20 protein-coding genes are annotated in these 19,441 nt (G+C 70.6%); 11 read left to right on the top strand and 9 right to left on the bottom strand.

Translation table 11 applies throughout. The annotated features are described in order from the left end of the window. Positions 1-7: 7 nt before the first annotated feature. On the bottom strand, positions 8-2,236 hold the full coding sequence (locus ACQ614_RS17070) for an O-methyltransferase (RefSeq protein WP_431679419.1): 2,229 nt from the start codon (positions 2,234-2,236) through the stop codon (positions 8-10). Here ACQ614_RS17070 and ACQ614_RS17065 point away from each other — a divergent pair. Continuing rightward, complete coding sequence (locus ACQ614_RS17065) at positions 2,235-2,690, top strand: GatB/YqeY domain-containing protein (RefSeq protein ID WP_363500639.1); 456 nt, start codon at positions 2,235-2,237, stop codon at positions 2,688-2,690. The genes ACQ614_RS17070 and ACQ614_RS17065 overlap by 2 nt on opposite strands. Positions 2,691-2,778: 88 nt before the next feature. Here the strand turns inward: ACQ614_RS17065 and ACQ614_RS17060 are convergent, their stop codons facing one another. Further along, complete coding sequence (locus ACQ614_RS17060; protein WP_431679418.1) at positions 2,779-4,998, bottom strand: transglycosylase domain-containing protein; 2,220 nt, start codon at positions 4,996-4,998, stop codon at positions 2,779-2,781. 401 nt (positions 4,999-5,399) lie between these two features. Between ACQ614_RS17060 and ACQ614_RS17055 the strand changes: the two genes are divergently transcribed. Continuing rightward, the gene (locus ACQ614_RS17055; RefSeq protein ID WP_043175103.1) at positions 5,400-5,723 is read left to right on the top strand and encodes a WhiB family transcriptional regulator; all 324 of its coding nucleotides are present in this window, start codon (positions 5,400-5,402) and stop codon (positions 5,721-5,723) included. 56 nt (positions 5,724-5,779) lie between these two features. Here ACQ614_RS17055 and ACQ614_RS17050 read toward each other — a convergent pair whose 3' ends face one another. Together ACQ614_RS17050 and ACQ614_RS17045 are read right to left on the bottom strand one after the other, a co-directional pair. Then, positions 5,780-6,973, bottom strand: a complete 1,194-nt coding sequence (locus ACQ614_RS17050) for an ArsA family ATPase (protein WP_431679417.1) — start codon at positions 6,971-6,973, stop codon at positions 5,780-5,782. Continuing rightward, on the bottom strand, positions 6,970-8,037 hold the full coding sequence (locus tag ACQ614_RS17045) for an ArsA-related P-loop ATPase (protein WP_363490546.1): 1,068 nt from the start codon (positions 8,035-8,037) through the stop codon (positions 6,970-6,972). The genes ACQ614_RS17050 and ACQ614_RS17045 overlap by 4 nt, the downstream gene beginning before the upstream one ends. Positions 8,038-8,253: 216 nt before the next feature. Between ACQ614_RS17045 and ACQ614_RS17040 the strand changes: the two genes are divergently transcribed. The 5 genes from ACQ614_RS17040 (at position 8,254) to ACQ614_RS17020 (ending at position 10,841) form a co-directional block, all read left to right on the top strand. Beyond that, positions 8,254-8,412: a DUF4177 domain-containing protein gene (locus ACQ614_RS17040; protein WP_095874066.1), complete on the top strand. Its 159-nt coding sequence runs from the start codon at positions 8,254-8,256 to the stop codon at positions 8,410-8,412. After that, on the top strand, positions 8,412-8,882 hold the full coding sequence (locus tag ACQ614_RS17035; RefSeq protein ID WP_431679416.1) for a RidA family protein: 471 nt from the start codon (positions 8,412-8,414) through the stop codon (positions 8,880-8,882). The genes ACQ614_RS17040 and ACQ614_RS17035 overlap by 1 nt, the downstream gene beginning before the upstream one ends. Before the next feature lie 69 nt (positions 8,883-8,951). Continuing rightward, entirely contained in the window at positions 8,952-9,812 is an 861-nt protein-coding gene (locus ACQ614_RS17030) for an NUDIX hydrolase (RefSeq protein ID WP_431679415.1), read from the top strand. Between the two features lie 43 nt (positions 9,813-9,855). Next, positions 9,856-10,023 carry a hypothetical protein gene (locus tag ACQ614_RS17025; RefSeq protein WP_431679414.1) on the top strand — a complete coding sequence of 56 codons (168 nt, stop codon included), beginning with the start codon at positions 9,856-9,858 and terminating at the stop codon, positions 10,021-10,023. Further along, positions 10,020-10,841: an MBL fold metallo-hydrolase gene (locus ACQ614_RS17020; RefSeq protein WP_431679413.1), complete on the top strand. Its 822-nt coding sequence runs from the start codon at positions 10,020-10,022 to the stop codon at positions 10,839-10,841. Before ACQ614_RS17025 ends, ACQ614_RS17020 begins: the two co-directional genes overlap by 4 nt. Positions 10,842-10,949: 108 nt before the next feature. Here ACQ614_RS17020 and ACQ614_RS17015 read toward each other — a convergent pair whose 3' ends face one another. The 3 genes from ACQ614_RS17015 to ACQ614_RS17005 form a co-directional block, all read right to left on the bottom strand. Then, a complete protein-coding gene (locus ACQ614_RS17015) occupies positions 10,950-11,624 on the bottom strand; it encodes a Crp/Fnr family transcriptional regulator (protein WP_030272710.1) in 675 nt (224 codons plus the stop codon). A gap of 147 nt (positions 11,625-11,771) precedes the next feature. Further along, positions 11,772-12,659, bottom strand: coding sequence for an aldo/keto reductase (locus ACQ614_RS17010; protein ID WP_431679412.1), 888 nt, complete (start codon positions 12,657-12,659; stop codon positions 11,772-11,774). Between the two features lies 1 nt (position 12,660). Next, positions 12,661-13,605 carry a reductase gene (locus ACQ614_RS17005; RefSeq protein WP_431679411.1) on the bottom strand — a complete coding sequence of 315 codons (945 nt, stop codon included), beginning with the start codon at positions 13,603-13,605 and terminating at the stop codon, positions 12,661-12,663. A gap of 88 nt (positions 13,606-13,693) precedes the next feature. On the opposite strand from ACQ614_RS17005, the gene ACQ614_RS17000 reads away from it, so the two are divergent. After that, positions 13,694-14,596 (top strand): LysR family transcriptional regulator, encoded by a 903-nt coding sequence (locus ACQ614_RS17000; protein ID WP_431679410.1) that lies wholly within the window; start codon positions 13,694-13,696, stop codon positions 14,594-14,596. 18 nt (positions 14,597-14,614) lie between these two features. Here the strand turns inward: ACQ614_RS17000 and ACQ614_RS16995 are convergent, their stop codons facing one another. Together ACQ614_RS16995 and ACQ614_RS16990 are read right to left on the bottom strand one after the other, a co-directional pair. Continuing rightward, positions 14,615-14,911 (bottom strand): hypothetical protein, encoded by a 297-nt coding sequence (locus tag ACQ614_RS16995; protein WP_431679409.1) that lies wholly within the window; start codon positions 14,909-14,911, stop codon positions 14,615-14,617. A gap of 281 nt (positions 14,912-15,192) precedes the next feature. Next, positions 15,193-16,224, bottom strand: coding sequence for a LacI family DNA-binding transcriptional regulator (locus tag ACQ614_RS16990; RefSeq protein WP_431683946.1), 1,032 nt, complete (start codon positions 16,222-16,224; stop codon positions 15,193-15,195). Between the two features lie 131 nt (positions 16,225-16,355). Between ACQ614_RS16990 and ACQ614_RS16985 the strand changes: the two genes are divergently transcribed. The 3 genes from ACQ614_RS16985 to ACQ614_RS16975 are packed head-to-tail and all read left to right on the top strand — an operon-like array spanning position 16,356 to position 19,435. Further along, positions 16,356-17,666, top strand: coding sequence for an ABC transporter substrate-binding protein (locus tag ACQ614_RS16985; RefSeq protein WP_431679408.1), 1,311 nt, complete (start codon positions 16,356-16,358; stop codon positions 17,664-17,666). A gap of 18 nt (positions 17,667-17,684) precedes the next feature. Then, the gene (locus tag ACQ614_RS16980; protein WP_431679407.1) at positions 17,685-18,617 is read left to right on the top strand and encodes a carbohydrate ABC transporter permease; all 933 of its coding nucleotides are present in this window, start codon (positions 17,685-17,687) and stop codon (positions 18,615-18,617) included. Beyond that, on the top strand, positions 18,617-19,435 hold the full coding sequence (locus ACQ614_RS16975) for a carbohydrate ABC transporter permease (protein ID WP_431679406.1): 819 nt from the start codon (positions 18,617-18,619) through the stop codon (positions 19,433-19,435). The genes ACQ614_RS16980 and ACQ614_RS16975 overlap by 1 nt, the downstream gene beginning before the upstream one ends. The last annotated feature ends 6 nt before the right edge of the window (positions 19,436-19,441 follow it).

The raw sequence follows: 19,441 nt of genomic DNA, 5'->3' as shown, positions 1-19,441 counted from the left end.
GGGCTGGTCACCCCGGGTGGCGGCGCACCGCGACGACGCCGCTGAGGTCGGCGGCGAGCGGGAGGTCGACGGCGCGCAGGGCGGGGTGCTGCAGCCAGTGCAGGCGGGCCTCGTCGGGCCGGCCGTCGAAGAGCGGCGGCCAGCTGTCGGCCGGGGTGAAGTCGTCCACGACCAGGACCCCGCCGGGGGTGAGCAGCTTCTCCGGGTCGGCGGCCGGGCCGCCCTTGCCCTGCCCGCCGCCGTCCAGTACCAGCAGGTCGTACGGGCCGTGGGCGTACAGCTCGGTCCAGTCCGCGGTCAGCACCCTGACGTGCGGGGCGTCCGCGAAGAGGGCCGCCGCGGCGGCCGCCCGCCCGGGGTCGCGCTCGACGCTGACCAGCTCGATCCCCGGCCGTGCCCCGGCGGCCAGCCAGGCCAGCCCGACGCCGTACCCGGTGCCGCTCTCGCCGATCCGCAGTCGGGCGCCGCCGGCCAGGACCTGCAGCAGCCGCCCCTGTTCGGGGCGGCAGGAGTACGGGAATCCGGCCCGCCGCGCCGCTGCAACCGCCCTGGCCACCCCGCCGGGCAGCCCGGTCTCCCCGGTGTACGCGTCCGTCCCCGCCGTCGACATGGGCGGATCGTCGCACGCCTGCGGGCAGCCTGTGGGCCCTTTGCCGGTCCCCGCCGGGGAGAGAGAGAGAGAGAGAGAGAGAGAGAGAGAGAGAGAGAGAGAGAGAGAGAGAGAGAGAGAGAGAGAGAGAGAGAGAGAGAGAGAGAGAGAGAGAGAGAGAGAGAGAGAGAGAGAGAGAGAGAGAGAGAGAGAGAGAGAGAGAGAGAGAGAGAGAGAGAGAGAGAGAGAGAGAGAGAGAGAGAGAGAGAGAGAGAGAGAGAGAGAGAGAGAGAGAGAGAGAGAGAGAGAGAGAGAGAGAGAGAGAGAGAGAGAGAGAGAGAGAGAGAGAGAGAGAGAGAGAGAGAGAGAGAGAGAGAGAGAGAGAGAGAGAGAGAGAGAGAGAGAGAGAGAGAGAGAGAGAGAGAGAGAGAGAGAGAGAGAGAGAGAGAGAGAGAGAGAGAGAGAGAGAGAGAGAGAGAGAGAGAGAGAGAGAGAGAGAGAGAGAGAGAGAGAGAGAGAGAGAGAGAGAGAGAGAGAGAGAGAGAGAGAGAGAGAGAGAGAGAGAGAGAGAGAGAGAGAGAGAGAGAGAGAGAGAGAGAGAGAGAGAGAGAGAGAGAGAGAGAGAGAGAGAGAGAGAGAGAGAGAGAGAGAGAGAGAGAGAGAGAGAGAGAGAGAGAGAGAGAGAGAGAGAGAGAGAGAGAGAGAGAGAGAGAGAGAGAGAGAGAGAGAGAGAGAGAGAGAGAGAGAGAGAGAGAGAGAGAGAGAGAGAGAGAGAGAGAGAGAGAGAGAGAGAGAGAGAGAGAGAGAGAGAGAGAGAGAGAGAGAGAGAGAGAGAGAGAGAGAGAGAGAGAGAGAGAGAGAGAGAGAGAGAGAGAGAGAGAGAGAGAGAGAGAGAGAGAGAGAGAGAGAGAGAGAGAGAGAGAGAGAGAGAGAGAGAGAGAGAGAGAGAGAGAGAGAGAGAGAGAGAGAGAGAGAGAGAGAGAGAGAGAGAGAGAGAGAGAGAGAGAGAGAGAGAGAGAGAGAGAGAGAGAGAGAGAGAGAGAGAGAGAGAGAGAGAGAGAGAGAGAGAGAGAGAGAGAGAGAGAGAGAGAGAGAGAGAGAGAGAGAGAGAGAGAGAGAGAGAGAGAGAGAGAGAGAGAGAGAGAGAGAGAGAGAGAGAGAGAGAGAGAGAGAGAGAGAGAGAGAGAGAGAGAGAGAGAGAGAGAGAGAGAGAGAGAGAGAGAGAGAGAGAGAGAGAGAGAGAGAGAGAGAGAGAGAGAGAGAGAGAGAGAGAGAGAGAGAGAGAGAGAGAGAGAGAGAGAGAGAGAGAGAGAGAGAGAGAGAGAGAGAGAGAGAGAGAGAGAGAGAGAGAGAGAGAGAGAGAGAGAGAGAGAGAGAGAGAGAGAGAGAGAGAGAGAGAGAGAGAGAGAGAGAGAGAGAGAGAGAGAGAGAGAGAGAGAGAGAGAGAGAGAGAGAGAGAGAGAGAGAGAGAGAGAGAGAGAGAGAGAGAGAGAGAGAGAGAGAGAGAGAGAGAGAGAGAGAGAGAGAGAGAGAGAGAGAGAGAGAGAGAGAGAGAGAGAGAGAGAGAGAGAGAGAGAGAGCGGCCGCTGCGGGCCCCGCCCAAATTGCTGCGCGGAAAGCGGTCCGGCCTGCGAAGATTTGGGCCATGACGACGCTCAAGGAGCAGCTGCAGGAGGACCTCACGGCTGCGATCAAGGCCCGGGACGAGCTGCGCTCGTCCACCCTCCGGCTGACGCTGGCCGCGGTCACCTCGGAGGAGGTGGCGGGCAAGACCAAGCGGGAGCTCTCGGACGACGAGGTGCTGAAGGTGATCGTCCGCGAGGCGAAGAAGCGCCGGGAGGCCGCGGAGGCGTTCGAGAACGCCGGGCGTGCCGAGTCCGCCGCCCAGGAGCGGGCGGAGGGCGAGGTGCTCGCCGGGTACCTGCCGCAGCAGCTCTCGGACGAGGAGCTGGCCGCGATCGTGGCCGAGGCGGTGGCCGAGAGCGGTGCCTCCGGGCCGCAGGCGATGGGCGCCGTGATGAAGCTGGTGCGCCCGAAGGTGGGCGACCGGGCGGAGGGCGGCCGGGTCGCGGCCGCCGTGAAGGCCGCGCTGGCGGGCTGACCGGCCCGACGGACCGCGGAGGCGAACGCCGGAGGGCGGCCACCCCGTGTCGGGGTGGCCGCCCTCCGTGTGTCGCGGGGCCGGTCGCTCAGTGCCTGGGGCGGCCGGTGTTGCCGCCGAAGGTGCCGGGCGGCAGGGTGAAGCCGCCGTTGATCAGGCCGGTGGCGTTGCCGTTCCCGTTGCCGTTCCCGTTCCCGTTGCCGCCGCCGGGCGGCGGGGCAGGGGAGTTGGTCGGCGCGGGGTTGGAGTCGGGCACGCTGACGACCTCGAAGGAGCTGCGCTTGGTGCCGACGAGCACCTCGTTCATGGCCTTCTCCCAGATCGGGCCGGGGCCGTCGGCGCCGTAGACCGCGGAGTAGTACCGGCCGCCGATGCGGATGTTGCGCATCGAGACGTTGCCGGTGGGGCCGCCGAGCCAGACCGAGGTGGCCAGGTCGGGGGTGTAGCCGGTGAACCAGGCGGCGTACCGGTTGTCGGTGGTACCGGTCTTGCCGGCGATCTGGCGGCCGTCGGTGATGCTGATGCCGGAGCCGGTGCCCTTCTCGGTCACGCCGAGCAGCAGGGTGTTGATGCCGTCCGCGGTGGACTCGGCCATCGCCTGGAGGCAGTCGGCCTTCGGCACGGGGAGCTTCTTGTTCTCGGCGTTGACGACCGAGGTGATGGCGATCGGCTTGCAGTACTTGCCGCGGGAGGCGAAGGCGGCGTACGCGCTGGCCATGGTCAGCGGGCTGACCTCCTGGGTGCCGAGCACCATGGACGGGACCTGCTTGATCGCGCTGCCGTTGGCGAGCTTGCCGATGCCGAGCTTGGTGGCCATCTGCTTCATGGCGCAGAGGCCGACCTCCTCCTCCATCTGCACGAAGTAGGTGTTGACCGACTTCGCCATGGCGTCCCGGAGGCTGTACGGGCCGACCTCGCCGGAGCTCTCGTTCTCGACCGGCACGCCCTTCTCGTTCCAGGTGCCGTCGCAGGTGGTCATCCGCGGGTAGTCCATCTTGTACGGCGAGGGGTACTGCTGGTCGATCGGGATGCCCGCCTCGAGCGCCGCCGCGGCGAGGACCGGCTTGAAGGTCGAACCCGGGGCAAAGCCGTTGCCGCCGCCCATCGCGGCGTCGACGTTGAGGTTGAGGACGGTCTGGTTCTGCTTGGAGTCCAGGCCGTAGGGGCGGGTCTGGGCCATCGCGAGGATCTCGCCGGTGCCCGGCTTGATCATGGTCATCGCGGCGGACACCGTGTCGGTCGGCCGGACCTTGGTGGTGACCGCCTTGTAGGCCGCCTCCTGCTTGTCCGGGTCGATGGTGGTGTAGATCTTGAGGCCGCCCTGGCTCCACAGCTTCTGGCGGTCGGCCGCGGTCTTGCCGAAGACCGGGTCCTGCTTGACCGCGTGGCGCACGTAGTCGCAGAAGAAGCCCATGCCGGACTGCGCGGTGATGCAGCCGTTCAGCGGCTCCTTGTACTTGATGCCGAGCGGGGTGGCGATGGCCTCCTTGGCCTGCTCCGGCGTGATGTGCTTGTTCTCCAGCAGCTTGTTGATCACGGTGTTCCGGCGGGCCTCGGCGGCCTTGGGGTGCAGGATCGGGTCGTAGGCCGAGGGGTTCTGCACCAGGCCGGCGAGCATGGCGGCCTCGGGGAGGGTGAGGTCCTTGGCGCTCTTGCTGAAGTACCGGGTGGAGGCGGACTCGACGCCGTACGCCTGGTGGCCGTAGAACGTGATGTTGAGGTAGTTGGTGAGGATCTGGTCCTTGGTCAGGTCCTCTTCCAGCTTGATGGCGTACTTCAGCTCCTGGACCTTGCGGCCGAGGCTCTTGCGGGTGGCGTCCAGGAAGGCCTCCTGGTTGTCGCCGGCCTGCTCGACGAAGACGTTCTTCACGTACTGCTGGGTGAGCGTGGAGGCGCCCTGGGTGGCGGATCCGGCCTCGGCGTTCTTGGTGATCGCGCGCAGCACGCCCTTGAGGTCGACGGCGCCGTGCTCGTAGAAGCGGCTGTCCTCGATGTCGACCTGGGCCTGGCGCATGATCGGCGCCATCTGCTCCTTGGTGAGGATGGTGCGGTCGCGGTCGTAGACCTTGGCGATCACGCCGCCCTTGGCGTCGTAGATCATGGACGCCTGGGAGAGCGGGGGCGTGGTGAAGTCGCTCGGGATGTCGTCGAAGCTGTCGGCGGTGTCCTTGGCGGTCAGTCCGAGTGCGCCGACGGCCGGCAGGGCCATTCCGGCCACCAGGATCCCGGCCAGCACGCTGGTGCCGAGGAGCTTGATGCCGAGCCCTGCCTTGTCGAGTGCGGAGCCCAAGGGTCGCTGAGTCGCCATGGGGAGAACACTACGTCGCCGATTCCCGTACAGGGGGGCAGGTGTTCGCCTACGCTTGTCACAGAACTGCGACAGCTTCGCTCTGTTTATCGTCATCACTCTTGTGAGTGATGAGAATTGTCCGATTCGCCCGGGTTTGCCGCCCGCCGTCCAGCTGTGACGGGCGATACCCGGTTGCGCAGTGTGACGAGAGTGGTCCTGAGGGTTCTGGCAAGACCCGTGACCTGCGATCACTCCAACGAGTGAGCTTCCGGGCACCCATAGTCCGATTGGGCCATGCGAGATTGAGCCCGAAGGGGCTGTTGCTCGCTGCCGTTCTTCCGTAACGTCCTCAACTGGCAGCGGTGAATATGCCGTTGCCGCCGTGGGGGAGCCCCGATTCGGGAGAGGACGGCGCCGAAATGGGCTGGGTGGACGACTGGAGTGCGCAGGCGGCCTGCCGCACTAGTGATCCGGACGAGCTGTTCGTGCAGGGGGCGGCGCAGAACCGCGCCAAGGCGGTGTGCAGTGGCTGCCCGGTGCGCACGGAGTGCCTTGCCGACGCACTGGACAACCGGGTGGAGTTCGGCGTCTGGGGAGGGATGACCGAGCGCGAGCGCAGGGCACTGCTTCGCCGCAGGCCCACGGTGGTCTCGTGGCGCCGACTGCTGGAGACCGCCCGCACCGAGTACGAGGCCTCGCTGGCCACCGGTGTGGTGCTGACGGACTACGCACAGGCGGGCTGAGCGGGCGGCGGGCCCTGCGGTCCGCCGTCGGCCGGGACACCACACCTGGCGGGCGCTCAGTTCACCGCGCCCGCGGGGTCGGTGGTGCCCAGGCGATCACCGATGGCCCGCAGTCCGTCCAGGTCGTGGACGTCTCCGGCCAGCGCGGCCACCTCGACGATCGGCACGTCCGGGTAGACCGAGACGAACCGGTCCCGGGTGCGCATTTCCCGCGCCATGATCTGCACCCGCTCGGCGTGCAGCCGCAGCAGTCCGACCGCCAGCGTCTCGGCCGCCACCGACGACGTCTGCGAGCCGTTCTCCTCCAGCGCCTCCGCCGCCGCCAGGGCCCGTTCCGCGGTCAGCTGCGGCGCGCCCGTGCCGTGCACCCGGTTCAGCACCAGCCCCGCCAGCGGCATCTCGTCCGCGGCCAGCCGGTCCACGAAGTACGCCGCCTCGCGCAGCGCGTCCCGCTCCGGGGCCGCCACCACCAGGAAGGCCGTGCCCGGCGCCTTGAGCAGCTGGTACGTGCGGTCGGCGCGCTCCCGGAAGCCGCCGAACATCGAGTCCATCGCCGCGACGAAGGTCTGGATGTCCGTCAGCAGCTGGGCGCCGAAGATCTTGCCGAGGGTGCCGGTGAGCAGCCCCACGCCCACGTTCAGGAACTTCATCGCACTGCGCCCGCCGACCTTGGCCGGCGCGGTCAGCAGCCGGATCAGCTTCCCGTCCAGGAAGGAGCCCAGCCGGCTCGGCGCGTCCAGGAAGTCCAGCGCCGAACGGGACGGCGGGGTGTCCACGACGATCAGGTCCCAGCGGTCCTCGGCGCGCAGCTGGCCGAGCTTCTCCATCGCCATGTACTCCTGCGTGCCGGCGAAGCCGGCCGACAGGGACTGGTAGAACGGGTTCTCCAGGATCGCCTTCGCCCGCTCCGGCTCGGCATGGGCCAGCACGACCTCGTCGAAGGTCCGCTTCATGTCGAGCATCATGGCCTGCAGCTCGCCGGGCCCCTGGGCGCCCTTGACCAGCCGCGGGGTGTTGTCCAGCTCGGTCAGGCCCATCGACTGCGCGAGCCGCCGGGCCGGGTCGATGGTCAGCACGACCACCTTCCGGCCGCGCTCCGCCGCCCGCAGCCCGATCGCCGCCGCCGTGGTGGTCTTGCCGACGCCGCCGGAGCCGCAGCAGACCACGATCCGGGTCTCCGGGTCGTCGATCAGCGCATCCACGTCCAGCACGGACGCCTGCCGGGGCTTCCGGGTGCCCGCCGCGGTCATGCCGCCCCCTGCCGCTTCAGCTCGCCCGCGAGGCGGTACAGCCCGCCCAGGTCCACGCCCTCGCCCAGCAGCGGCAGCTCGTAGGTCGGCAGCTTTGAGCGCTGCAGGTCGGCGCGCTGCTCGCGCTCCAGCTCGACCCGCTCGGCGTGCTCCCTGGCCTGCTCCAGCAGCGGGCCCAGCAGCGGCTCCACCGCCGCCCGGACGGTCTCCGGCTTGCGCGACCGGCCGCCCAGCCCGGCCTCGCCCAGCGCCACGGCGACCTCCTCCCGGTGGTCACCGTCCACCGCGGCCACCGCGGCCGCGTCCAGCACCGGGGGACGGACCATGTTGACCATCACCCCGCCCACCGGCAGCTGCGCCTCCCGCAGGTCGGCGATGCCGTCCACGGTCTCCTGCACCGGCATCTCCTCCAGCAGCGTCACGAAGTGCACCGCGGTCTCCGGGGACTTCAGCACCCTCATCACCGCCTGCGCCTGACCGTGGATCGGGCCGAACCTGGCCAGCCCGGCCACCTCCTCGTTGACGTTCAGGAAGCGGGTCAGCCGGCCGGTGGGCGGCGCGTCCATCACGATCGCGTCGTACGCCCGGCGGCCGTCCGGGCCCTTGCGCCGGGCCGCCTCGCAGGCCTTGCCGGTCAGCAGGACGTCCCGCACGCCCGGCGCGATCGTGGTGGCGAAGTCCACGAAGCCGACCTTCTGCAGCGCCTTGCCGGCCCGGCCCAGCTTGTAGAACATCTCCAGGTACTCCAGCAGCGCCAGCTCGGTGTCGATCGCCAGCGCGTACACCTCGCCCTGTCCGCTGCCGGGCAGCCCCAGCCTGGCCTGCGAGACCGAGGCGACCTTGCGCTCCTCGTACGGCAGCGCCGCCATCCCGAACAGCTCGGCGATGCCCTGCCGGCCCTCGACCTCGATCAGCAGCGTCCGGCCGCCGTCGGCCGCCAGTGCCATGGCCAGCGCCGCCGCGACCGTGGTCTTCCCGGTGCCGCCCTTGCCGCTGACGACGTGCAGCCGGACCCCCTCCCAGTCGGGGTCGGCCTGCCCCGATGGGCCGGGGGTGCTCGCCACGCTCCGTCTCCGTCCTGCGTCGACCGGGCACCGCACGGGTGCCCCTCCCTGGCGAGGGTAACCAGCCGACGCCGCCGATGGCGGGACCATCCGGGTGCCCGGCCGGATTCATGCCCCCTTTGTGGCCCACCTCACACCGCGGCCCTGCGCCGGGCCCCGCGGCCGCGGCCCCGTGGCGTCGCGGGCCGGGAAGCCGGACCGTCTAGAGTCACCCCCATGACCAAGTGGGAATACGTCACCGTGCCGCTTCTCGTGCACGCCACCAAGCAGATCCTGGACACCTGGGGCGAGGACGGCTGGGAGCTCGTCCAGGTCGTGCCCGGCCCGAACAACCCCGAGCAGCTCGTGGCCTACCTCAAGCGGGAGAAGAGCTGATGAGCAAGGTTGAGGAGAAGCTGGCCGAACTCGGCCTGACCCTCCCCGACGTGGCCCCGCCGGTGGCGGCCTACGTGCCGGCCGTCCGTTCCGGCGACCACGTGTTCACCTCCGGCCAGCTGCCCATGGTGGCCGGCAAGCTGCAGCACACCGGCAAGGTCGGCGCCGAGGTGACGGCCGAGCGGGCCAAGGCACTGGCGCAGATCTGCGCGCTCAACGCCCTCGCCGCGGTGAAGTCCGTGATCGGCGACCTCGACAACATCGAGCAGGTCGTCAAGGTCGTCGGCTTCGTCGCCTCCGCCCCCGACTTCACCGGCCAGCCCGCCGTCGTCAACGGCGCCAGCGAACTGCTCGGCGAGGTCCTCGGCGAGGCCGGCGTGCACGCCCGCAGCGCCGTCGGCGTCACCGTCCTGCCGCTGGACGCCCCGGTCGAGGTCGAGATCCAGGTCCGCGTCCGCGCCGGCGCCTGAGCACCGCGACGCACGTCGGGTGGGGTGGGCTCTGTCCAACCCCACCCCCGCGCGCTTAGCATCCGGGGCATGGATGATCGCGCACCGTCGGCCCCGATGCCTCCCGGCTGGCCCGCCCGCATCAGGGCGGTCGCGGCCGGCGAGCTGACCCCGGCCGTGCCCAAGGCCGCGGCCACCGTCGTGCTGCTGCGCAACGGCGCCGACGGACCGGAGGCCTACCTGCTGCGCCGCCGCACCTCGATGGCGTTCGCCGCCGGCATGTACGCCTACCCGGGCGGCGGGGTCGACCCCCGGGACGCCGACGCCGAGCTCGCCTGGGCCGGCCCCTCGCCCGCGGAGTGGGGCGTCCGCCTCGGCACCGACGCCCGCACCGCGCAGGCGGTGGTCTGCGCGGCCGTCCGGGAGACCTTCGAGGAGGCCGGCGTGCTGCTCGCCGGCCCCGACGCGCACTCCACCGCCGACGCCCGCGACTGGTCCGCCGAGCGGGCCGCACTGGAGGCCCACGAGCTCTCCTTCGCCGAGTTCCTCCACAAGCACGGCCTGGTGCTGCGCAGCGACCTGCTGGCCGGCTGGGCGCGCTGGATCACCCCGGAGTTCGAGGAGCGCCGGTACGACACCTGGTTCTTCGTGGCGGCGCTGCCGGACGGCCAGTCCGCGGCCGACCAGGTCGGCGAGGCGGACCGGGTGGCCTGGCTGTCCCCGGCCGAGGCCGTCGCCGGGTACGCAGAGGGCCGCTACGGCATGCTGCCCCCCACCGTGACGGTGCTGCGCGAACTGCTGCCGGTGCGGACCGCAACGGGCGCCCTGGAGGCGGCCGCCCGGCGCACCGTCGCGCCGGTCCTGGGCCGCGCCGAGGTGGCCGGCGACCGAATGACCGTCCGGTGGGCCGGGTATGACGAGCTGACCATCGACGGAGACTTCCCGGCGTGATCCCCGCGCCGGGCGAACCGAACACACGGAAGGACACTGGCCGATGAACCACAACGACGTGGCTCGCCGGACGGCGCACACCCTGCCCGCCCGCAGCCTCACCCCGAGGGCCGTCGCCTGCGACGGAGAGGTCGAGGAGCGCACCGCGGTGCGTGCGCTCGTGCGCGAACTGCCCGCGCGCGCACTGGTCCACAGCGAGGGCGGCCGGTGAGCGGTCTTCTTCCGGGCGACCCCGCCGCCACCGTCGGCGGCGGGGCCACCCCGCGGGCGCTCTGCGTGCTGGCGCCCAACCCTTCCCCGATGACCCTGGACGGCACCAACACCTGGCTGCTGTCCGAACCCGGCTCGGACCTCGCGGTCGTCGTCGACCCGGGCCCGCTCGACGAGGGCCACCTGCGCCGCGTCGTCGACGCCGCCGAGCAGCAGGGCAAGCGGATCGCGCTGACCCTGCTCACCCACGGGCACCACGACCACGCCGAGGGCGCCGCCCGCTTCGCCGAGCTGACCGGTACGCACGTGCGCGCGCTGGACCCGGCCCTGCGCCTCGGCGAGGAGGGCCTGCGGCCCGGCGAGGTGCTGGAGGTCGGCGGGCTGGAGATCCGGGTGGTCGGCACCCCCGGGCACACCGCCGACTCGCTGACGTTCCACCTGCCCGCGGACGGCGCCATCCTCACCGGCGACACCGTGCTCGGCCGGGGCACCACGATGGTCGCCCACCCGGACGGCCGGCTCGGCGACTACCTGGACTCACTGCGCCGGCTGCACACCATGGCGGCGGAACACGGCGTGCGCACCGTGCTGCCCGGGCACGGCCCGGTGCTGGCCGATGCGCTCGGCGCCGTCGACTACTACCTCGCCCACCGGGCGGCCCGGCTGGCCCAGGTGGAGACGGCCGTGGAGGCCGGTTGCCGCACCGCCCCCGAGGTGGTCGCGCGGGTCTACGCGGACGTGGACAAGGCCCTGTGGCCGGCCGCCGAACTGTCCGTCCGGGCCCAGCTCAGCTACCTGGAGGACCACGGCCTCATCTAGGGCTCATCGACCTGTGGGGCGACCACCCAGGGGCGCGGGGAACTGCGCCCCTGAGCGGTTCGCCCGGCGCCCCCTGAGCGGTTGCCAGTGGGCCCGGGCGAAGCCCGGTCAGCGGGAGCGGCGGGAGAGGCGCTCGACGTCGAGCAGGACGACCGCGCGGGCCTCCAGCTTCAGCCAGCCGCGGCCGGCGAAGTCGGCGAGTGCCTTGTTGACCGTCTCGCGGGAGGCGCCGACCAGCTGGGCCAGCTCCTCCTGGGTGAGGTCGTGGGAGACGTGGATGCCCTCCTCCGACTGCACGCCGAAGCGGCGGGAGAGGTCGAGCAGCGCCTTGGCGACGCGGCCGGGCACGTCCGAGAAGACCAGGTCGGACATGACGTCGTTGGTGCGGCGCAGCCGACGGGCGATGGCGCGGAGCAGCGCGATCGAAACCTCGGGGCGGGCGTGCAGCAGCGGCAGCAGGTCGCCGTGGCCGAGGCCGAGCAGCTTGACCTCGGTCAGCGCGGTGGCGGTGGCGGTGCGCGGGCCCGGGTCGAAGAGCGACAGCTCGCCGATCATCTCGCTGGGGCCGAGCACGGCGAGCATGTTCTCGCGGCCGTCCGGCGAGGCGCGGTGCAGCTTCACCTTGCCCTCGACGACGACGTAGAGCCGGTCGCCCGGATCGCCCTCGTGGAACAGCGACTCGCCGCGGGCGAGGGTCACCTCGGTCATGGAAGCGCGCAGCTCGGCAGCCTGGTCGTCGTCGAGGGCTGCGAACAGCGCGGCGCGGCGAAGAACGTCGTCCACGTGCTTCCTCCTGCATCGTCCGGTGGTGTTTCTCACCACCAAGGATGGCGCATGTCGCTCCGATCATATGAGGAGGGGTCGGCAGCGGAGCGTCCTACGGGGCCATTCGCACCCGCCCGTACCAGCGGTGCGGGCCCGTACCGCCGGTTATCCGGTGGCCGGTCGGCCGGGGAGCAGGGCGAGTTCGGCGGCGTCCAGGACGGTGTCGGCGGCGAGTGCGGAGTCTCGGATCGTGGCCGGACGGCTCGCGCCCGGGATGGGGACGACCGCCGGGGAGAGGGCCAGCAGCCAGGCCAGGCAGATGCGCTGCGGGGAGACGCCGCGGGCGGCGGCGACCCGGTGGAAGGGCGTGTCGGCGGCTCCGAGGTCGGAGGGGCCGTCCAGGGAGCTGCGGGAGAGGCCGCCGAGCGGGCTCCACGGCAGGAAGGCCAGGCCGAGCTCCTCGCAGAGCCGCAGTTCCGGTTCGGCGGTGCGGACGGCGGGGGAGTAGCGGTTCTGCACGGAGACCAGGGCGGGCCCGAGGATCGCACGGGCCTGGAGGATCTGTGCCGCGTCGGTGTTGGAGATGCCCGCGGCGAGGATCTTCCCGGCGTCCAGCAGGTCCTTGAGGGCGCCCACCGACTCGGCCCACGGCACCTGCGGGTCCGGCTTGTGCAACTGGTAGAGGCCGATCGCCTGGGTGCCGAGCCGCCGCAGCGACTCCTCGCAGGCCCGCCGGAGGTGGTCGGGGCGGCCGTCGACCGTCCAGGAGCCGTCGCCGGGCCGGCCGCGGCCGCCCTTGGTGGCCACCAGCACCCGGGCGCGGTCGCCGCCCCGGGAGGCGAGGGCGCGGGCGATCAGGCGCTCGTTGTGGCCCTGCTCGCCGGCGTGCCAGTGGTAGGAGTCGGCGGTGTCGATCAGGGTGACGCCCGCGTCCAGTGCGGCGTGGATCGTGGCGGTCGCGGCCTGCTCGTCGGGGCGGCCCTCGACGGACAGCGGCATGGTGCCGAGGCCGATCGCGGAGACGGTCGTGCCGCCGATGGCGCGCTGCTGCATCTCAGGCCGCCTTCCCGGCCGCGGCGGCCTCGTCGATCGCGCTGGGCAGCCAGTCGGCCGTCCGGGAGAAGCGGAAGCCGAGCCCGGTGGCGCGCGCGTTGTCCATGGCGTACGAGCGGTCGAAGGAGTACGGGGAGGCGGCACCGCCGTCCGCGGGCTCGAAGTGCGCGGTGGTGCCGAGCCGGTCGGCGACCAGTCGGCCCAGGTCGACGGCGGTGAGGGCGCCGTGCGAGCAGGCGTTCAGCGGGCCGGTGGCCTCCGCGGCGGCGGCCCACGCCAGGACGGCGGCGATCTCGCGGTGGTGGACGAAGGAGGTCGGCCGGGCGTCCTCGTGCACCGCGACGGGGCGGCCGGCGGCGATCCGGTCGACGTAGTGGGCGAGGCGCCCGGTGAAGTCCTGGGCACCGCCGCCGAGCACGTGGGCGCTGCGGATGCTCGCCCAGGAGAACGGCGCCGTTCGGGCGAGGACGGCCTCGGCCTGCCGCTTGCCCTCGGCGTAGCCGGTCGCCTCGTCGAAGTGCCGGGCGAGTGCCTGCGGGTCGTGCCAGGGCAGCCCGAGGTCGACGGCCCAGCGGGCGGGGTCGACCTGCGACTCGGCGACCGGGGCGGCGGAGGCCGGGACGAGCGGGGAGGTCGCCGGGTCGTAGACCTCCATGGTGGAGGTCATCACGTAGCGCGGGGTGCGGCCGGCGAAGACCCGGCAGGCCACGTCGGCCTGCGCCGGGGTGTAGAGCACCTGGTCGACGACCGCGTCGAAGGTGCGCCCGCCGAGGGCGGCGGCCAGCGCGGCCTCGTCCGACCGGTCCGCGACGAGGTGGGTGACGCCCGGGGGAGGGGCGGCGGAGCCGCGGTTGACCAGGGTGACGCGGGCGCCGGACTCCTGGAGGAGGGAGACGAGGTGCAGGCCGAAGTACCGGCTTCCGCCGATGACGCAGACGCTTCTCATGGCTCCACCCTCCTGCCGTATCGTCACCAGCGGAACTGGCGGCCTGCTGATGCAGTCGTAAGCCCAGCTGTCGACCGGGGAGGGTGCGGTGATCGACGTCCAACGGCTCAGGGTGCTGCAGGCGGTCGCCGAGCACGGGAGCTTCAACCGGGCGGCGGCCGCGCTGCTGCTTACCCCGTCCGCGGTGTCGCAGCAGGTCGCGGCGCTGGAGCGGGGCCTGGGGACACTGGTCGTGGAGCGTTCGACGCGCGGTGTCACGCTCACCGAGGCCGGGCGGCTGATGGTCGAGGCGGCCGGCGCGATCGGTGCCGAGCTGCGGCACGCCCGCGAGCAGATCGACCGGTTGAAGGCGCCCCGCCCGCGGTTCACCGTCGCCACCTTCACCACCGGCGGCCGGCACCTGCTGCCCGCGGCGCTGGCCCGGTTCGCGGCCGAGCATCCGGAGGCCGAGCTGCACGTGCTGGAGCGGGAGCCGGAGGACAGCCTGCCGATGGTCCGCGAGGGCGCCGCTGACCTGGCGATCGCCTACCACTTCGACGGGCCGCTGCCGGTGCAGCCCGGCGACCGCTCGGGCCTCGACTGGACGCCGCTGATGGAGGACCCGCTCTCGGTGGTGCTGCCGGACGGGCATCCGCTGGCCGGCCGCGAGGACCTGGACCTCGCCGAACTCGCCGACGACCGCTGGGTGGTGGGCTGCTCGAAGACCGAGGCCTTCCTGCACCGGCACGCGGCGCTGGCCGGCTTCCGGCTGCAGGTCGCGGGCAGCACCACGGACTACTTCTTCGCCCGGTCGCTGGTCGCCGCCGGGGTGGGCGTCTCGCTGGTGCCCTCGGTGGCACTGGACCCGCCGTTCCCGGGCGCCCGGGTGGTGCCGGTGCGGCCGCCGGGGCCGGCCCGGCACTTCGGCATCGCGGTGGCGCGGCGGCGCCGGCCGCAGCCGTACGCCGAGGCGCTGGCCCGGATCCTGCGGGCCGGGGCGGGTGCCGGCTGAGGCACCGGCCGGCGGCGGTCAGCGGTGCAGGACGGCGCTGGCGTTGCGGAGGTCGATGCGGGCGCCGCGGCGGCGGGTCCGGGCGCTGTCGTCGTGCGCGCGGCGGCCGGCGCCGGCCATCGCGTCCTGCGCGGTGAGGGCGCGGACGACGAAGCTCTGGGTGCCGGTGCGGCCGTCGTGGTGGGTGGTGGGCACGGTGACCAGCCACAGCGGGTGGTGGTAGGCGAGGCGGCCGGACCGCAGGGCGGGGACGGCGGAAGCGGTGGTGGCGGCGGGGCGTGGACGGGCCCCGGCCGGGGGGAGGCCGATGGTCATGGGGGCTGGCCCTCCTCGGACGGCACAGGCGGTCGCGTGGGGGCGCGACCGTCAGCGGATGGGGCGGCTGACCTGCGGGGATGGCACAGGAGGAGGGGCCGCGCGGGGTGGTGGCGGCGTACTCCCCGACGATGCGCCCGGCTGGGGCGGGGAGTCAAGGTTACCCGCAAGTATGAATGTAACTTTCTGCAAGACCTTGCCGAAATCCACCGCGGCTGTCCGCGCCGGAGGCCCCGGAAAGATGGCGCGACCGGCGCCGACCGTTTTCGGACCACCTGTCCTCAGGCGGGCGGCGGCGGTGCGGTGCTCTTGCGGACGACCAGGCTGGTGGCGAGCTCCAGCCGGGTGGCGGTGCCGCCCTCGGCGCGCATCCGGAGCAGCATCTGCGCGGCCTCCTCGGCCATTTGCCGCAGCGGCTGGTGAACGGTGGTCAGCGCCGGGCTGGTCCACTGGGCGACGGCGACGTCGTCGTAGCCGACCACCGAGAGGTCGTCCGGCACCTTCAGCCCGTGCACCCGGGCCGCCTCCAGCACGCCGAGAGCCTGCAGGTCGCTGCCGGCGAAGATCGCGGTCGGCCGGTCGGGCCTGGCCAGCAGCTCCATGGCCCGGCGCCGCCCGCCCTCGACGTGGAAGTCGCCGAAGGAGACGAAGTCCGGCGGGATCTCCAGCCCGGCCATGCCCATCGCTGAGCGGAAGCCGTCCAGCCGGGCCAGCGAGCAGAGCATGTCCTCGGGACCGGTGATGATGGCGATCCGCCGGTGCCCGCACTCGATCAGGTGGCGGGTGGCGGCGAGGCCGCCGGACCAGTTCGCCGAACCCACCGACGGCACGTCGGGCTCGGGGTCACCGGCCGGGTCGATGATGACGAACGGGATGGCGCGCGACCGCAGTTGCTGCTTGACCTCGAGCGGGAGGCTGGAGAAGACCAGCACCACGCCGAGCGGCCGGCGGCGCAGCACGCCCTCGATCCAGCCCGGGGCCGGGGAGTGCCGGGTGCCGCTCTCGGTGAGCACCACGCTCGCGTCGTGCTCCTTGGCGACGTCCTCGACCCCGCGGATCAGCTCCATCGCCCAGATGCTGTCGAGCTCGTGGAAGACGATCTCGATGAGCGGCGCCTCCCAGGCCGATTTGGGCGTGCGCTGGTAGCCGTGGATCTCCAGGAGGCGCTCGACCTTGAGCCTGGTCGGCCGGGAGACGTCCTGCCTCCCGTTGAGAACTTTCGAAACCGTGGAAACGGAGACGCCGGCCTCCTCGGCCACCTGGGCGAGGGTGACTCGCCCGCTCTCCTCCTCTTCGCGCATGCCGTGCAGCATAGGGCACGTGTCCAAGGTCACGTTCTGGTAACTGCGGAACCGGGGGTTGACCCCTCCCGAGGGGCGGTCTTAGCGTCACAGCGCGCCAAGAATTTCGGCGATGATGCCGAAACATTTCGAAAGGCACCGCGATGAGAAGACACGCTCGGCTCTCCCGTGCACTGGCCGCCGGCAGCGCGGCAGTCGTCCTCGGGATCACCCTGACGGCCTGCGGCAGCGGCTCCGGCTCCTCGGCCGACAGCGGCTCCGGCGAGATCCACGTCCTGGTCTACGGGGACGCCACCAACAAGGTCGAGAAGCAGATCGTCGAGACCTTCAACAAGACGTCGAAGGTCAAGGCCGTCCTGGACACCATTCCGGGCGCCGACTACCAGCAGAAGCTCCAGACGATCATCAACACCAAGCAGGCCCCGGACGTCTTCTTCAACTGGGGCGGCGGCAGCATCAAGCCCTTCGTCGACGCCGGACTGCTGATGCCGCTCGACGACATGATCGCCAAGGAGCCGGGCCTCAAGGCCAACTTCCTCTCCTCGGTGTTCGACACAGCGGTGATCGACGGCAAGTCCTACGGCGTCCCGATGCGCGGCACCCAGCCGGTGCTGCTCTTCAGCAACACCAAGGTGCTCGCCGACGCCGGCGTGGCCGCGCCCAAGACCTTCGACGAACTGCTCGCCGCGGTGCAGACGCTCAAGGGCAAGGGCGTCACCCCGATCGCCCTCGGCGGCGGCGACCAGTGGCCCACCCTGATGTGGTTCGAGTACCTCTACGACCGCGTCGCCGGCCCCGAGCTGTTCAAGAAGGCGCTCGGCGGCGACAAGGCGGCCTGGGCGAGCGAGGACAGCAAGAAGGCCCTCGGCATGCTCAAGCAGCTGATCGACGCGGGCGCGTTCGGCACCAACTTCGACTCGGTGAAGTTCACCGACGGCGGCTCCCCGGCGCTGCTCGCCCGCGGCAAGGCGGCCTTCGAGCTGATGGGCTCCTGGGAGTACTCCACCCAGCAGGACGCCAACCCGGACTTCACCAAGTCCAGCCTCGGCTACGGCTCCTTCCCGACCGTCGCGGGAGGCAAGGGCGACCCGAAGAACGTCGTCGGCAACACCAACAACTTCTACTCGGTGCTGAAGAAGACCAAGCACCCCGAGGCCGTCGCCGAGTTCCTCAAGCTGCAGTACTCCGACGAGTTCGTGCAGGGGCAGCTGGCGATCGGCAACCTGCCGACCACCGCCAACACGCCCAAGTTCCTCAGCAGCGCCGCCAACCCGGCCTACTCCACCTTCCAGTTCGACCTGGTGAAGGCCGCGCCCTCGTTCCAGCTGTCCTGGGACCAGGCGTACCCGCCGGCCGCGATCACGCCCATCCACCAGGCCGTCCAGCAGTTCTTCAACGGCCAGATCGACGAGAACGGCTTCATCAAGGCCATGCAGGCCCTGCCGAACTCCTGACACCAGACGGGCCGCACCATGACCACAACTCTTGCCACCGGGGCCGTGACGCGGCGCCGACCGGCGAGCCGGGCGGGCACCGCGGTGACCCGCCCGGGCTTCGCCTGGGCGCTCCCCGCCACGGTCTTCTTCGTCCTCTTCGCGATCGTTCCGCTCGTCCTGGTCGCCGTGCTCTCGTTCACCCGCTGGAACGGTCTCGGCTCGCCGGAATTCGCCGGACTCGACAACTGGAACCGGCTGTTCGACGACCCCGTGATGGTCAAGAGCCTGTGGCTGAGCCTGCTGCTCACCCTGCTCGGCGTGGCCGTCCAGACCCCGATCAGCATCCTGCTCGGGGTCTGGGCGGCCGGGCACCAGCGCAACCGGGCGGTGCTGTCGGCGATCTACTTCGTGCCGCTGCTGCTCTCCGCCACCGCCGTCTCGGTGCTGTGGCGGGCCCTGCTCGACCCGAACTTCGGCATCCCCGCCGAGGCCGAGTGGCTCTTCGGCGACGGCAACCTGTTCGGCACGCAGACCGGGGCGATCGGGGTGCTGGTGCTCGTCGGTGCCTGGCAGTTCACCCCGTTCCACACCCTGATCTACCAGGGCGCGGCGCGCGCCGTTCCGCAGGTGCTCTACCAGGCCGCCGCGATCGACGGGGCCGGCACCGTACGGCAGTTCTTCCACATCACGCTGCCGCAACTGCGCAACGCGATCATCACCTCGGTGATCCTCATGGTGGTCGGCGGCCTCACCACCTTCGACACCGTGCTCATCCTCACCCAGGGCGGGCCCGGCACCGACACCACCATCAGCGCCTACTACATGTACCAAAAGGCCTTCAAGGGCTTCGACTTCGGCACCGGCTCGGCCGTCGCCCTGCTGCTCGTCCTGGTGGCCACCGTCATCTCGCTCGCCGTCGTCCGGCTCTCCGGCTACGACCGGATGCGCAGCACCTCGGAGGGCCTGTGATGAGGCAACGACCCAACATCCTGGCCGGATTCGGCTCGCTGGTCTGGCTGTTCGTCGTCGGCCTGCCGCTGTACACCATGCTGGCCGCCACCCTGCAGAGCCGCTCCGACTACGCACAGAGCGGCCCGCTCGGACTGCCCCGGCACCTGACCCTGCAGAACTACCTGGACGACCTCGAGGGCGGCTTCGGCCAGTACTTCCTCAACACCGTCATCGTCACGGTCAGCGTGGTCGCCATCGTGCTGCTCGTCGTGCCGCCGCTGTCGTACGCCATCGTGCGCAGCCGCGGCCGGACGACCACCCTGGTGTTCCGGCTGTTCCTGCTCGGCCTCGCCATCCCTGCGCAGGCCGTGATCGTGCCGATGTTCTACGTCATCAGCAAGGCCGGCCTCTACGACAACCTCATCGGCGTCATCCTGCCGACCGCGGCGTTCTCGCTCCCGGTCTGCGCCCTCGTCCTCACCGGAGTGATGCGCGACATCACCCCCGAGCTGTACGAGGCGATGGCGATGGACGGCGCCGCCCCCTGGCGGGTCTTCGTCCAGCTGGTGCTGCCGCTCTCCAAGGGCGGGCTCTCCACCATCACCGTCTTCTCGGCCCTCCAGGCCTGGAACGGCTTCCTCTTCCCGCTCGTGCTGACCCAGTCGAACGAGACCAAGGTGATCACCCTCGGCCTCTACGACTTCCAGACCCAGTACGGCATCAACGTCCCCGGGCTGCTGGCGGCCGTCGTGCTGTCCATGATCCCGATCCTGCTCGTCTACCTGTTCGCCCGCCGCGCCCTCGTCCAGGGGCTCATGGGCGTCGGAGGAAAGTGACCGACA

Origin of the sequence: Kitasatospora dryopteridis (genome assembly GCF_050749075.1) — a bacterium.
Classification (GTDB): domain Bacteria; phylum Actinomycetota; class Actinomycetes; order Streptomycetales; family Streptomycetaceae; genus Kitasatospora.
This window is presented reverse-complemented; position numbering and strand designations above follow the sequence as displayed.

Coding starts and splice junctions, on each gene's coding strand:
- ACQ614_RS17035 (WP_431679416.1), top strand. CDS start 8,412: ATGAGCAAGGTTGAGGAGAAGCTGGCCGAACTCGGCCTGACCCTCCCC.
- ACQ614_RS16980 (WP_431679407.1), top strand. CDS start 17,685: ATGACCACAACTCTTGCCACCGGGGCCGTGACGCGGCGCCGACCGGCG.
- ACQ614_RS16990 (WP_431683946.1), bottom strand. CDS start 16,224: ATGCTGCACGGCATGCGCGAAGAGGAGGAGAGCGGGCGAGTCACCCTC.
- ACQ614_RS17005 (WP_431679411.1), bottom strand. CDS start 13,605: ATGAGAAGCGTCTGCGTCATCGGCGGAAGCCGGTACTTCGGCCTGCAC.
- ACQ614_RS17040 (WP_095874066.1), top strand. CDS start 8,254: ATGACCAAGTGGGAATACGTCACCGTGCCGCTTCTCGTGCACGCCACC.
- ACQ614_RS17065 (WP_363500639.1), top strand. CDS start 2,235: ATGACGACGCTCAAGGAGCAGCTGCAGGAGGACCTCACGGCTGCGATC.
- ACQ614_RS17025 (WP_431679414.1), top strand. CDS start 9,856: ATGAACCACAACGACGTGGCTCGCCGGACGGCGCACACCCTGCCCGCC.
- ACQ614_RS17010 (WP_431679412.1), bottom strand. CDS start 12,659: ATGCAGCAGCGCGCCATCGGCGGCACGACCGTCTCCGCGATCGGCCTC.
- ACQ614_RS17030 (WP_431679415.1), top strand. CDS start 8,952: ATGGATGATCGCGCACCGTCGGCCCCGATGCCTCCCGGCTGGCCCGCC.
- ACQ614_RS17070 (WP_431679419.1), bottom strand. CDS start 2,236: ATGGCCCAAATCTTCGCAGGCCGGACCGCTTTCCGCGCAGCAATTTGG.
- ACQ614_RS16985 (WP_431679408.1), top strand. CDS start 16,356: ATGAGAAGACACGCTCGGCTCTCCCGTGCACTGGCCGCCGGCAGCGCG.
- ACQ614_RS16995 (WP_431679409.1), bottom strand. CDS start 14,911: ATGACCATCGGCCTCCCCCCGGCCGGGGCCCGTCCACGCCCCGCCGCC.
- ACQ614_RS17055 (WP_043175103.1), top strand. CDS start 5,400: ATGGGCTGGGTGGACGACTGGAGTGCGCAGGCGGCCTGCCGCACTAGT.
- ACQ614_RS17050 (WP_431679417.1), bottom strand. CDS start 6,973: ATGACCGCGGCGGGCACCCGGAAGCCCCGGCAGGCGTCCGTGCTGGAC.
- ACQ614_RS16975 (WP_431679406.1), top strand. CDS start 18,617: ATGAGGCAACGACCCAACATCCTGGCCGGATTCGGCTCGCTGGTCTGG.
- ACQ614_RS17060 (WP_431679418.1), bottom strand. CDS start 4,998: ATGGCGACTCAGCGACCCTTGGGCTCCGCACTCGACAAGGCAGGGCTC.